Here is a 13,559-nt window from a genome sequence, read left to right as displayed (position 1 = left end):
TGATTTGGTAAGACTCTCTAACCTATTTTTGTGTGCTTACTTAGAATTAAGTAATGCTAAATCAATAGCTTAACCAATAGTATTACTTAGTTAGTGCTTGATTAAGCCACTGATCAAATTGACCTTTTGGCAGTGCACCGTTAATCGTATCAACACGTTGACCGTTCTTGAACACCATCACCGTTGGGATGCTTCTGATTTGATACATAGCCGCCAGTTGCTGTTGAGCTTCGGTATCAATTTTAACAAATCGAACATCGCCAGCGCGCTCTTTAGCGACATCGCTAAATACAGGTGCGAAACCTACACATGGGTTGCACCATGTCGCCCAAAAATCGACAACGACAGGCTGTGAACTGTTCAAAATTGATTGGAAATTCAGTGACGTACCTTCGATTGGTGCACCGTCTAGAAGTGCGTTTTTGCACTTACCACAAGTAGGGCTTTCTGAAATTCTTTCTGAAGGAACTCGGTTTACGCCACCGCAAGAAGGGCAACGTGTGTTGAATGTAGACATAACTTTCTCTTTTTATTGCGTCTCCGTGCCTAACGCGATTTACGAATCATGTACGGAACGCTTATACTGTTTAAAACAAGAATAAGATACTCAAATAAAAACAAACAATAAACAGGTAAATGATGACAAAATTTTACGCTGAAATTACGGGCTGGGGAAAGTGTCTGCCACCAGCCGTGCTATCCAATGATGATTTAAGCACTTTCATTGATACGTCTGACGAGTGGATTCGTACTCGAACTGGTATCGAAAATCGTCGTATCAGTCATGTAAATACCTCTGAGCTAGCGGCCGTTGCTGCTCAACATGCAATGGCGTGTGCTGGTTTAACAGCCGAAGATATCGATCTTGTGATCGTAGCGACGTGCAGTCCAGACTCTCTTATTCCAAATGCCGCGTCTAAAGTTCAACAGAACTTAGGCATCAAGAGCGCAGCAGCTTTTGACCTTAATGCAGCGTGTACAGGCTTTATCTACGGTGTTGAAACAGCAACTCGATTGATTCAAGCGGGCAACTACCGCAATGCGATCGTTGTGGGTGCAGAGCGTCTTTCATTCTTCATCGACTGGACCAAGCGTGATACTGCGGTTCTATTCGGTGATGGCGCTGGCGCTGTGGTTCTATCACGTACTGAAGAGCAAGTGGGTTTACAAGAAGCTCAAATCGGTTGTGACGCAGAGGGCCGTGACATTCTAGCAGTACCAAAATTCGGTACTTCTATGGACCGCTTTGCTGCTGATAACGGTTACTGGGATTTTGATTTCGTTGGTAAAGAGATCTTCAAGCGTGCAGTGAAAGGAATGGGCGCTGCAGCACATACAGTATTGAGTCGCACTGGCATCTCAACTGAAAACATCGATGTTGTGATTCCGCACCAAGCGAACATCCGAATTATTCAAACTCTGTGTGATATGGCGGGCATTGAACGTGAGAAAGCGTTTGTGAACATTCAAAACTACGGCAACACATCGGCTGCGACTGTGCCGATTGCATTGTGTGAATCGTTAGAGCAAGGCTTTGTTAAACCTAACTCAAACATTCTTGTGGCGGCATTCGGTGCCGGTTTAACTTGGGGGGCAGGCCATATTAAGTGGGGTAGCCGTGTTGAGCCGTTAGGTCAATCGGACGCTAAGCTTCCAGAAGCAGATAGCTCGGCATTAGAACTTCTAGAGAAAGCCATTTTACACTGTAAAACGCGTCCTAATTCTGAGAATGAGTAGCAGCATGGCGCAAGTTCGTTTTATGACAGAAGCCGACCTCGATGGAGCGGCTTTAGTTCACCAAGCTACTTTTGTTCGACAGCAAAACTCAAAAAATTGGTTACAATGTAACTTAAATGCTGCGCCACGCTTTCTTAACTTTGTTGCTGAAAGCGATGGCGAGATTGTCGGCTACATTATTTGGGTTCAAAAGAGTGGGTTTAGGCCTGAAGCTGTTTTGGAGCTAGAACAACTTGCTGTGTTACCGAGTGCTCAGGGGCAAGGATTGGGCAAAAAGCTGATTCTAGACTCTTTGCCTCAAGTGAAGCAGAAGCTATCAGAGCAGGGCTCGACACTAAAACATGTATTAGTGACCACCAGAGCAGATAACTTTGCACAAAAGCTCTATCAGTCGACATTGGGCGCTCAAGTCGAAACCACGATTTCAAACTTTTACTCAGCCGATGAAGTGCTTATGATAGCTCGCAATGTAGGTGAACGAATCTGATCGCTGAGTTCTTAGAACCATTATTATCAGCGGCATAACTCGATTAACGTTTTATTAGGGGCTTCTGTGGCCCTTTTGTTATTTCTTAGGAAGTATTTTGAAGAAAGTTTTAGCAATTGGCTACGTTTGGCCAGAACCGAATTCATCGGCGGCTGGCAGCCATATGATGTCTCTTTTACGTCTATTTAAGAGACAAGGTTGGTCAGTTGAATTTGCAACACCCGCTCAAGAAACCGAGCACATGATTGATCTCTCTGAAGAGGGCATCACAAGCCAATCTATACAGTTAAATTGCGATAGCTTTGACGATTACATTGAAGAGCTGCAGCCCGATGTTGTGATGTTTGACCGTTTTATGATGGAAGAACAGTTTGGTTGGCGTGTCGAGAAAGTATGCCCGAATGCCTTTAAGTTACTGGATACGGAAGACTTACAGTTTCTGCGTAATGCTCGACACGAAGCGGTTAAGAAAGAAACAGATCTGACCAAAGCACACTTGTACAGTGACTTGGCTAAACGTGAAATTGCCGCGATTTTGCGCTGTGATCTTTCGTTGATCATTTCAAGTTACGAGATGGAACTGCTTCAATCTGAGTTCAATATCGATCCCAAACTGCTTCATCATCTGCCGTTCATGGTTGATCTTAATACGCTTCCTGAAAGCACGAAAAGCTTTGAAGAACGTAAGCATTTCATGACGATAGGCAACTTTAGACACGCACCGAACTGGGATGCCGTACTTCAGCTACAGAAGATTTGGCCGAAGATTCGTAAACAGTTACCTGACACTGAACTTCATATTTATGGATCGTATCCGCCGCCAAAAGCAACCGCTTTGCATAACCCTAAAACTGGCTTCCATATCAAAGGTTGGGCGAAAGACGCTCAAGAAGTGATGGAAGATGCACGTGTTTGTGTTGCGCCATTACGTTTTGGCGCTGGCATTAAAGGCAAGTTACTCGATGCGATGAAGCTGCAAACTCCGAATGTAACCAGCGAGATCGGCAGCGAAGGCATGTTGCCACAAGGAGAACTGCAATGGCCAGGTGCGGTTGCTGATGATATCGACGAATTTGTTGAAGCTGCAGTTGCCCTTTATAAAGATGAAGAGAAGTGGCTTAAGGCACAAAGCCGATGTCATTCAATCCTTGAAGCGCACTACGAGCAGAATAAACTGGGCGACACATTGATTGAGCGATTGATTGCGTTAGAGTCGGATCTTGAATCTCATCGACTGGATAACTTCTTTGGTTCGATGCTCAAACACCACAGCATGGCGAGCACGAAGTATATGTCCCAGTGGATAGCTGAAAAGAACAAGACTAAGTAGCTTACATAATACAACCAATACAACCGAATTAAATCATAAGCCCTTAGGTTAACGCCTAGGGGCTTTTTTCATGCAGGGCGCTTGTTAATTCCAGACTTACAAAACGACACATACTCGCAGTACATTAGCATTGACTAATTTATATTTATTAGTAAACTCTAATTTATAGGTTGTTATGAGTTTATGATGTTTGTGGATAGGAGAGGTTTGTGCTTAGTTTGATTCCTTGGGATGCTTTTTTCGGCGGCATGTTGTTAGGCGTGTCGGCCATTGTTTTAATGTTGGGGATTGGTCGAGTTGCTGGCATTAGTGGCATTGTCAGCCGATTATTGCCAACTGGCACCAGCAACAAAGAACGTAAAGATGCGGATACAGCAAACACCGAAAAACACTGGCGTATCGCCTTTGTTGTGGGAATGGTCGCAAGTGGTTGGCTATTAATTCCGACGGGCTACCAACTTCCGCAGTTAGAAGAGATGAATCTCGCTTTAGTGATTATTGCTGGCCTTCTGGTGGGCTTTGGTACTAAAACAGCGAACGGTTGTACTAGCGGGCATGGCATTGTCGGAATGGCGCGTTTATCTAAACGTTCTATTGTTGCGACCTGTGTATTTATGGGTGTGGCAATCGTAACCGTGTTTATCAAGAATCTGACTGGCTTGGGGGCATAATGAAAAACGCTTCATTTACTATCGTTATCGGTTTGGTCGCAGGTATTCTTTTTGGCTCTGGCATGATCATCTCAGGGATGGTTGATCCTGAGAAGGTACTCGGCTTCTTAGACATTACCGGTAACTGGGACATTAGTTTGGCATTCGTCATGGGTGGCGCGCTATTGGTCTTTGCACCGTTTTATCATCTGGTCATTAAAAAGCGCGCTAAAGCCATCAATGGCGAGCCGTTAGATAGCCGTAACAATCCGTTGATAGACAGAAAGCTGATTCTTGGATCTACAGCGTTTGGCTTAGGCTGGGGGATTGCAGGCTTTTGCCCAGGCCCTGCGGTAACCAGCCTAAGTGGCGGCAACCCGACGGTGTGGGTGTTTATGATAAGCATGCTGGTGGGAATGTGGCTGGCGGATCGTATGAACAAAACGTGTTAGTAGCAAGCTTATAGCTGATTACATTGGCTTTGACGTTATCCGTTCTGAGCTGACCAAGCATAGAGGTTGACTCGCTTTCAGCACGAAAGTCAGTCAGCCTCTTTCTATATTTACTGTTTCTATTATTTTCAGTTATCTACAATCTGCTGTTATCTAAAATCTACTATTTAATAGTCGTTGAAACTGGACAGTGGTCGCTGAGTTTGTAGTCCAGAACATCTTGTGTTTCAAATACCTTCTGCTTTGCAGGAGAAGCATTTAGCGACTCACTCACCACAATATGATCAATAACAGAGCGGAACTGATGTGTGCGATAATTGTTGCGGTTAGAGCGTACCTTACAATCTGCACGGGTCTTTCGTGTCGCTAAAAGCGCATCAGTATATTGTGATAACTCTTTCCACATCCAATCTCGTGAGTAAGCGAGGTTATGGTTAAAGTCGCCAAGAATGGCGTAGTCTTCGTTATTGCGCTCTCTTTGCTTTATCCACTTGTTCAGTTGCTGAGCTTGCTCTTTTAAACGAGAGCAATCGCGGTTGGACTTATACGCTCCGCTACAACCTGCCTTTAAATGCACAGACAACATGTGAATGGGTTTAAAGTTTGTTTCTACAACGATATAGCTGGCAAACCTAAGTTTACTGTTGGATGTGGTTTCAAGCGGAAAGTCAGCGTAGTCGGTGAGGGCTACTCCTTTACGAACTGCAAATCCCGTGTATTGGTTCACTTCTTTAAATTGGCGGTTGCTGTTCTTAGATAGCGCCCGGTCAGACATCAATATCTTGTATTGATCACCAGCCACACGCTGAATGGCATTTACGTTATCGACTTCTTGAAACGCAACCACGTCTGCGTCTAAGGATTGAAAATAAGTTGCGAGTTTGTCGAAATCAGCTTGATCACGTTTGTCAGAAAACTTATTCACAGCCTCGTTGGTTGATAACCATTCGATATTCCAACTGGATATGGTCAAAGGTTCAGCAAATGTCTGGCTACTGAGTAAGCAGCCTAACATTATCCAGTTTTGAAGTCGTTTCATGCCAAATATCCCTAATTTTGTCTGCCAATATTGATGAGCCGTTATCCTACAACACTTACCAAAAATTCAACTCTTTTTAGGAGTTTTTTTATTGTTACATTGTTTCTTTTCGACTTGAGAACTAGCGTAATAATATTGAATTGATCTTAGTCAGCGTTCTCTTTTTATTGATCCAAATCAATACTCAAAGTTGGTGGTTCTCGTTAAATACGCCACAATATCTAGTGTTAGTTAAACGATAAATCGCTCTATATAGTGTGTTTGTGGATAAGTCTGTGAATACCTCAAGAGTAAGGAGAAGTGGTGAAATCAATCGTAATCAAGCGTGATGGCTCAAGAGCTCCATTCAGTAGAGATCGCATCCAAGCTGCAGTGGAAGCAGCATCAGACAAAGCCGATAAGGAAATTGCTATTTATGCACTGAATGTGGCATTAGCAGTTGAGTTGAAGCTCGAAGACTACGATGAAGTTCATATCTCTGAAATTCAAACCATGGTCGAGAACGAGCTAATGCAGGGACCATACAAGTCTCTGGCTCGTGCCTACATTGAATATCGTCATGACCGCGACATCGCCCGTGAGAAGCAAAGCGCTTTAACTCGTGAGATCGAAGGTTTGATCGAAGAAAGCAATGTTGATCTGATCAATGAGAATGCCAACAAAGACGGTAAAGTTATCCCAACTCAGCGTGATTTGCTGGCGGGTATCGTGGCTAAACACTATGCAAAAACTCACATTTTGCCGCGTGACATCGTACAAGCTCACGAGTGTGGTGACATTCATTACCACGATCTAGACTACGCACCGTTCTTCCCAATGTTTAACTGTATGCTTATCGATCTGAAAGGTATGTTAACGCATGGCTTCAAGATGGGTAACGCGGAAATCGACACACCTAAATCGATTTCTACAGCAACAGCAGTAACAGCACAGATCATCGCGCAAGTCGCGAGCCACATCTATGGCGGTACTACGATTAACCGTATCGATGAGGTTCTAGAGCCTTACGTAATGACGAGCTACGAGAAGCATTTATCACTAGCGAAAGAGTGGGACATTCATAGCCCAGAAGCTTTTGCTATCTCTCGTACAGAGAAAGAGTGTTACGACGCGTTTCAATCTTTGGAATACGAAGTAAATACGCTACACACGGCTAATGGCCAAACTCCATTCGTTACGTTTGGTTTTGGTCTAGGCGAAAGCTGGGGTTCGAAACTTATCCAGCAATCTATCTTGAAAAACCGCATCGCAGGTTTGGGTAAGAACCGCAAAACAGCGGTATTCCCTAAACTGGTGTTTGCAATCAAAGATGGTTTGAACCACCAGAAGCAAGATCCAAACTACGACATTAAGCAATTGGCGCTTGAGTGTGCGTCTAAGCGTATGTACCCAGACATACTTAACTACGACAAAGTGGTAGAAGTGACAGGGTCATTTAAAACGCCTATGGGTTGCCGTAGCTTCTTGAATACTTACGAAGAAAACGGTGAGTTGATTCATGAAGGCCGTAACAACTTAGGTGTTGTTAGCCTCAACTTGCCACGTATCGCGATTAACGCGAAGCAAGATATGGTTAAGTTTTACGAACTGCTTGATGAAAAATTGAAGCTGGCTCGTCGTGCTCTAGAAACTCGTATTTCTCGTCTAGAAAACGTGAAAGCGCGCGTTGCTCCAATCCTATACATGGAAGGTGCATGTGGCGTTCGCTTGAAAGCAGACGACTCTATTGCCGATATCTTCAAGAACGGGCGCGCGTCTGTTTCTCTTGGTTACATTGGTATCCACGAAGCGATGACAGCACTTTACGGTACTGACGTTCACCTGTACGACGATGGCGAAATGCGTGCTAAAGCGCTTGAGTTGGTGGAGTACATGAAGCGTGAAGTGGAATCTTGGACGAAAGAGACAGGTTACGCATTCAGCCTATACGGCACACCAAGTGAAAACCTATGTAGCCGTTTCTGCAGCATCGACACCAAAGAATTTGGTGTGATTGATGGTGTGACAGACCGTGGTTACTACACCAACAGCTTCCACTTAGATGTGCAGAAGACAGTGAACCCATACGACAAGATCGATTTCGAGATGCCTTATCCTGAAATTTCTAGCGGTGGTTTTATCTGTTACGGCGAATTCCCGAACATGCAGAAGAACATCGAAGCACTAGAAAACGTATGGGATTACAGCTACACACGTGTTCCTTACTACGGCACTAACACACCGATTGATGAGTGTTACGAATGTGGTTACAACGGTGAGTTCGACTGTACAAGTAAGGGCTTTACGTGTCCTAAATGTGGCAACCATGACTCAACCAAAGTATCGGTGACGCGCCGTGTTTGTGGTTACCTTGGTAGCCCAGATGCACGACCATTTAACTTCGGTAAGCAAGAAGAAGTTAAACGCCGCGTGAAGCATCTTTAGTAAGCTCTAAGATTATTAGCTAGCTTACTTAGAAGAGCTACGTTTCAAGAAATATGTTTGGTATCGGCGCTATGTCGATACCAATTCATTTGTTTCAACTCTCGCTACTTTTCGAGTTAAACCATTAAGCCATCACGAGTTTTCAATACTGCCTTATGAATTATCACCAATATCACCCAATCGACGTTGTAAATGGCCCTGGAACACGCTGCACTTTGTTTGTGTCGGGTTGTGTACACCAGTGTCGCGGGTGTTATAACCAATCAACGCAAAGGTTGGACTCCGGGCATTTGTTTACTCAAGAGCTGCAAGACCACATTATCGCTGATCTCAATGATCCACGAATCAAGCGTCGTGGCTTGTCGCTTTCAGGTGGTGATCCTCTTCATCCTGCAAATGTATCTGAAGTGCTTAAGCTTGTTCAGCGTGTAAAAGCAGAATGTGAAGGCAAAGACATCTGGATGTGGACGGGCTACGAGCTCGACGAACTCGACGAAAAGCAGAGGCAAGTACTTGAATATGTTGATACTTTGATTGATGGTCGTTTTGAGCAAGATAAAGCGGATCCAATGTTGGATTGGCGTGGTAGTTCAAACCAAATTATTCATCGGTTCCGACTCTAGTAGACTTTCGTTAGTTAACGTCAACCTACATTAGTGCAAATTAGTAGCCTCAGCTTCTCTGTTGAGGCTTTTTTATTTTATGACGTTCTAAATTTGTAAATTGATTGAATATTGAACTATATGGAATAGGGAATATTAGATTGCACCAGTCTCAACTAGAGTTATCTCCTAAAAATCAAAACTTTGATGAATTTCTGTTTCTTAAATTGTAAATAAAATGATAACTTGGAGGCCATTACTTGAATTTCAAAGGGTTGTGACTTTCATGTTTTCACATCTACCAAAACCAACTTTAGATCCAATTCTATCTCTTTCTGTTGCTTACCGCGGCGATACTCGTACTGATAAAGTCGACTTAGGCATTGGCGTTTACAAAAACGATCAAGGCGAAACTCCGATCATGAAAGCCGTTTCTATGGCTCAAGATATCGTTGTTGAAACGCAGAAAACCAAAGCTTACGTTGGCCTAGCAGGCTGTGAAGAGTTTAACCAGAGCATGGTTGATCTGCTGCTTAAAGGGACTTCTGCAATGGATCGCGTAGCTGCGATTCAAACACCGGGTGCAAGTGGTGCACTTCGCATGTTGGGTGACTTAATGAAAGTTTCTCAACCAGACACCACGGTTTGGATTTCAAACCCAAGCTACGTTAACCACAAACCGGTGATGGAAGCGGCAGGCTTAAAAGTTCGATATTACAATTACTTCAGTCCTGAAACGAAGCAAGTTGATACTGCAAGAATGTTGGATGACCTTTCAAAAGCGGGTCCATCAGATGTGGTACTACTGCACGGTTGCTGTCATAACCCAACGGGTGCGGATATCAACTTTGAAGCGTGGCAGGAAATCACCAAATTATCTCAGAAGAATGGTTTCTTACCGTTCGTTGATATTGCCTACCAAGGCTTTGGTGATGGCTTAGAAGAAGACGCAAAAGGTCTTCAACACATGGCTAACAACGTCGAAGAGATGTTGATTACGACATCTTGCTCGAAGAACTTCGGTTTATACCGTGAAAGAACGGGTGCCGCTATCGTGATTGGCAAAAACAGCGAACACGTTGGCAATGCTAAAGGTAAGCTTCTAACGCTTGCTCGTTCAACTTACACAATGCCGCCAGATCATGGTGCAGCTTTGGTTAAAACAATTCTTCAGAATCAAGAGCTAACCTCGATTTGGAAGCAAGAATTGAGTGAAATGCAGCAACGTTTGTTAAATCTGCGCCAAAGTTTATGTGATGAATTGCGAAATACTTATAACACGTCACAATTTGACTTCATTGAAAGCCATAAAGGCATGTTTAGTGTACTAGGCTTTAAAGAAACTCAAATGAATCAATTACGTGAAGAATATGGAGTCTATGGTGTTGGTGATGGACGCATCAATATCGCAGGCCTTTCCGAATCTCATATTCCTTATGTAGCAAAAGCGATAGCAAACGTTTCAAAATAGAAGGTGACTGAATGTATAATTGGAAAGCGATTGTAGTTTTAATGCTAAGTGGTGGCCTGTTTGCTTGTTCGGCTACAACTCAAGCTCCTGTTGAGCCAGAGCAAAAGCCTCAAATCGAACAACCTGTTGTGGATGACTCTTCAAAAACTGACGCAACAGAAGGCGAGAAAGTAACGGAACCTACTGAGAAGCCTGAAGAAGTAAAACCAACTGAGCCGGAAGTAAAACCTGCACCTGTTGAAAAACCAGTAGAGAAGGTTAGAAAAACAAGTGACGGCAAACTGATTCTTGGTGAAGAAGAGTGGGTGTTTGTTCCTGGTTTAAAAGAAGCGTTTAAAGCACGTGTCGATACCGGTGCAACAACCTCTTCAATCAGTGCAGTTGATATTGTTGATTTTGAACGTGACGGCAAAGACTGGGTTAAGTTCAAGATTGAACACGACGGAATTACAACTGAAGAGATCAGCTTACCAGTAGAACGCTGGGTTAAGATCAAGCAATCAAGCGCAGAAGGCACACAACGACGCGCTGTGGTTGTAGCTTCGATTCAAATTGGCGATCTAAAAGACAAAACTGAATTTACGCTAGCCGACCGAACGCATCTTTCTTTCCCACTTCTGTTGGGTAGAAGCTTCTTTAGAGATGTTGCGGTTGTCGACGTGAGCAAAAAATACGTTCAGAAGAAAATTACTAAATAACAAGTTCTGCTCGTCATCAAAGCTTTTCGTTTTGAAGAGCTATAGTTTCAAAGGTGACGGGCTTAAAAGACTTTTAGTGTTGATAAATGAAATCCCTACCAGTTCTGCTGGTGGGGATTTTTTTATTTACACCCCATAACGTATGAAAAGCATCTAAATGGTCTATGTTTACTATTCGTTTACTGTTTAGCCTCGACAACGTGATCGAGATCTCTATATAATCCGCGCTTCGATTTTTGTTTAATCCATACTTTCGTACTTCTTATTTAGGTTCTTGAAATAGCCTAATAATTATCTGTCAGTACACGCTTAGGAATTAGTTCTTTGATATCTACCGCGAACATCACAATGCAATTTGGCGCAGAGCCGCTGTTTGAAAACATCTCTGCTAAATTTGGTAACGGCAACCGTTATGGTTTGATCGGCGCTAATGGTTGCGGCAAATCAACGTTCATGAAAATCCTAAGTGGCGCATTAACGCCAAGCTCGGGCAACGTTTCTATCACTCCAGGAGAAAAACTGGGTGTGCTAAGCCAAGATCAGTTCGCTTTCGAACAGTACAGCGTTATCGACGTTGTGATCATGGGCGACAGAAAACTTTGGGAAGTAAAACAAGAACGTGACCGCATTTACTCTTTGCCAGAAATGAGCGAAGACGACGGCATGAAAGTCGCAGAACTTGAAAGTGAATTCGCGGAAATGGATGGCTACACAGCAGAAAGCCGTGCTGGCGACATCCTAATTCAAGCGGGTATTGAAGAAGAGTTCCATTTCGGCTTGATGCAGCAAGTAGCTCCAGGTTGGAAACTGCGTGTGCTATTGGCACAAGCTCTGTTTGCAAACCCAGATATCCTGCTTCTTGATGAACCAACCAACAACTTGGACATTCACACGATCAACTGGCTTGCTGAAGAGCTAAACCAGCGTAAATGTACAATGATCATCATTTCGCACGATAGACACTTCCTGAACTCTGTGTGTACACACATGGCAGACATCGACTACGGTGAGCTACGTGTCTACCCTGGTAACTACGAGTACTTCCTAGAAGCATCTGGCTTGATTCGTGAACAGCTTTTAGCAAGCAACGCTAAGAAAGCGGCTGAAATCAGCGAGCTTCAAGATTTCGTAAACCGTTTTGGTGCTAACGCATCTAAAGCAAAACAAGCAAGCTCTCGTGCCAAGAAAATGGATAAGATCACGCTTGATGAAGTGAAATCATCGAGCCGTATGAGCCCATCTATTGATTTTGGCGAAGGTAAGAAACTACACCGTCAAGCGCTTGAACTTCAAGACCTTGGTCACGGCTTCGATGGCGAAACATTGTTTGCCGGTGGTAACTTGCTGCTTGAAGCGGGTACTCGTCTTGCGGTTATCGGTGAGAACGGTGTAGGTAAAACCACGCTGCTACGTTGCCTAGTTCAAGAGCTAGAGCAAAACGAAGGTATCGTAAAATGGTCTGAAAACGCATCTGTAGGCTACTGCCCACAAGATAGTACGTCTGACTTTGATAACGACCTGAGCATCTTCGATTGGATCTCACAATGGCGCACAGTGAAGCACGATGACCTTATGGTACGTGGCATTCTAGGTCGCCTATTGTTTACTGCTGACGATGCGAACAAAAAAGCGCGTAACTGTTCTGGTGGTGAGAAGAACCGTCTGTTATTCGGCAAGCTAATGATGCAAGACATCAACGTGCTTGTAATGGACGAACCAACCAACCACATGGACATGGAAGCAATCCAAGCCCTGAACGACGCGTTGAAGGTTTACACTGGCACGCTTATCTTCGTAAGCCATGACCGAGAGTTCGTTTCTTCATTAGCAACACACATCATCGATGTAAAAGATCAACAGCTAGTGAGCTTCCAAGGTACTTATGAAGAGTACTTAGATCACCAGAAAAAGATGCTGATGGTTAGCTTATAAAGCAAGTCGCTGGCTCAGGTCGTGAACGACTAAAAGCCAGCGAAACTAACAAACAAAAAAGCCCCGAACATTAATATGTTCGGGGCTTTTCTATGTAATACGTTTAGCTATTTATTACTCAGTAATTGAAATCTAGATTAGAATCCGAATCGAGCCGACATTAAGATTTGGTGGCCATATGTGCCGTTATTGCGCATATCAAGACCAACAGACAGTTGATCAGTTGAATGGAAACGAGCACCGATACCCAAAATTGAACGAGTGTCATCGTTGTCGATCAGTTGACCAAGGCGTGCGTTAACTTCAACGTTTGCCATTAACCAAGCTCTCAAGCCAAGGTTAATTTCTGTTTTGATGTGGTTATCGTCATTCCGTTCAATGTTGTGCAGTAACATTTGGCCAGTAACGTCAGCAAATTGACTGATTGGGCCGTTGAATCCCATACCTACCGCTGCATCCCAATCACTTTCAAATTCTGAATCGATACGAGCAACAAAATGAGAGTTCTGAGTGAACATTGTTGTGACTTCACCACCGAAAGTACTTGGGCTAGTACCCATGCGCAGCTCGAATGTGTTGTAGTTAAAGTTGTTTGCAGACGCAGAGAATGAACACAGTGCAGCGAGTCCTAAAAGGACAGTCTTATTCGTGCAACCTAGCATGGTGACTCCATATAAATTGTATTTTGCGGCAGTATAATACAAAAAAGCCTGCAATATGCAGGCCAATTATTTGAA

The 13,559-nt window shown here is 43.7% G+C and carries 13 protein-coding genes; 10 read left to right on the top strand and 3 right to left on the bottom strand.

Going from position 1 to position 13,559, the window contains the following annotated elements; genetic code table 11:
- Positions 1-82: 82 nt before the first annotated feature.
- Positions 83-517 carry a thioredoxin TrxC gene (trxC, locus tag BCU07_RS11465; protein ID WP_017060125.1) on the bottom strand — a complete coding sequence of 145 codons (435 nt, stop codon included), beginning with the start codon at positions 515-517 and terminating at the stop codon, positions 83-85.
- A gap of 122 nt (positions 518-639) precedes the next feature.
- Between trxC and BCU07_RS11460 the strand changes: the two genes are divergently transcribed.
- The 5 genes from BCU07_RS11460 to BCU07_RS11440 all read left to right on the top strand — a co-directional run bounded on the left by BCU07_RS11460 (position 640) and on the right by BCU07_RS11440 (position 4,656).
- Positions 640-1,737 (top strand): ketoacyl-ACP synthase III, encoded by a 1,098-nt coding sequence (locus BCU07_RS11460; RefSeq protein WP_102428360.1) that lies wholly within the window; start codon positions 640-642, stop codon positions 1,735-1,737.
- Between the two features lie 22 nt (positions 1,738-1,759).
- A complete protein-coding gene (locus BCU07_RS11455; protein WP_029235379.1) occupies positions 1,760-2,224 on the top strand; it encodes a GNAT family N-acetyltransferase in 465 nt (154 codons plus the stop codon).
- Between the two features lie 97 nt (positions 2,225-2,321).
- The gene (locus BCU07_RS11450; RefSeq protein ID WP_102428361.1) at positions 2,322-3,554 is read left to right on the top strand and encodes a glycosyltransferase; all 1,233 of its coding nucleotides are present in this window, start codon (positions 2,322-2,324) and stop codon (positions 3,552-3,554) included.
- A 209-nt stretch (positions 3,555-3,763) separates the two neighbouring features.
- On the top strand, positions 3,764-4,225 hold the full coding sequence (locus tag BCU07_RS11445) for a YeeE/YedE family protein (RefSeq protein WP_010429747.1): 462 nt from the start codon (positions 3,764-3,766) through the stop codon (positions 4,223-4,225).
- Positions 4,225-4,656, top strand: a complete 432-nt coding sequence (locus BCU07_RS11440; protein ID WP_016787649.1) for a YeeE/YedE family protein — start codon at positions 4,225-4,227, stop codon at positions 4,654-4,656. Before BCU07_RS11445 ends, BCU07_RS11440 begins: the two co-directional genes overlap by 1 nt.
- A gap of 163 nt (positions 4,657-4,819) precedes the next feature.
- Here the strand turns inward: BCU07_RS11440 and BCU07_RS11435 are convergent, their stop codons facing one another.
- On the bottom strand, positions 4,820-5,695 hold the full coding sequence (locus tag BCU07_RS11435) for an endonuclease/exonuclease/phosphatase family protein (protein ID WP_102428362.1): 876 nt from the start codon (positions 5,693-5,695) through the stop codon (positions 4,820-4,822).
- Positions 5,696-5,998: 303 nt separating this feature from the next.
- Here BCU07_RS11435 and nrdD point away from each other — a divergent pair, with 303 nt between their 5' ends.
- From nrdD to BCU07_RS11410, 5 genes are all read left to right on the top strand, one after another.
- The gene (gene nrdD / locus BCU07_RS11430; RefSeq protein WP_102428363.1) at positions 5,999-8,119 is read left to right on the top strand and encodes an anaerobic ribonucleoside-triphosphate reductase; all 2,121 of its coding nucleotides are present in this window, start codon (positions 5,999-6,001) and stop codon (positions 8,117-8,119) included.
- A gap of 155 nt (positions 8,120-8,274) precedes the next feature.
- Positions 8,275-8,742, top strand: coding sequence for an anaerobic ribonucleoside-triphosphate reductase-activating protein (nrdG, locus tag BCU07_RS11425; RefSeq protein ID WP_017064571.1), 468 nt, complete (start codon positions 8,275-8,277; stop codon positions 8,740-8,742).
- A gap of 265 nt (positions 8,743-9,007) precedes the next feature.
- Positions 9,008-10,192, top strand: a complete 1,185-nt coding sequence (locus BCU07_RS11420; RefSeq protein WP_048612657.1) for an amino acid aminotransferase — start codon at positions 9,008-9,010, stop codon at positions 10,190-10,192.
- Positions 10,193-10,203: 11 nt separating this feature from the next.
- The gene (locus BCU07_RS11415) at positions 10,204-10,890 is read left to right on the top strand and encodes a RimK/LysX family protein (protein ID WP_017069095.1); all 687 of its coding nucleotides are present in this window, start codon (positions 10,204-10,206) and stop codon (positions 10,888-10,890) included.
- Between the two features lie 324 nt (positions 10,891-11,214).
- On the top strand, positions 11,215-12,822 hold the full coding sequence (locus BCU07_RS11410; protein WP_080582218.1) for an ABC-F family ATPase: 1,608 nt from the start codon (positions 11,215-11,217) through the stop codon (positions 12,820-12,822).
- A 137-nt stretch (positions 12,823-12,959) separates the two neighbouring features.
- On the opposite strand, the gene BCU07_RS11405 is transcribed toward BCU07_RS11410, so the two are convergent.
- Positions 12,960-13,484, bottom strand: a complete 525-nt coding sequence (locus BCU07_RS11405; protein WP_017060115.1) for a hypothetical protein — start codon at positions 13,482-13,484, stop codon at positions 12,960-12,962.
- Positions 13,485-13,559 lie beyond the last annotated feature (75 nt).

The sequence above is a fragment of the Vibrio sp. 10N.261.54.E10 genome (assembly GCF_002877735.2).
GTDB lineage: Bacteria > Pseudomonadota > Gammaproteobacteria > Enterobacterales > Vibrionaceae > Vibrio > Vibrio crassostreae_C.
The sequence above is the reverse complement of the archived record's forward strand: the minus strand, read 5'-3'. Positions and strand labels throughout refer to the sequence as shown.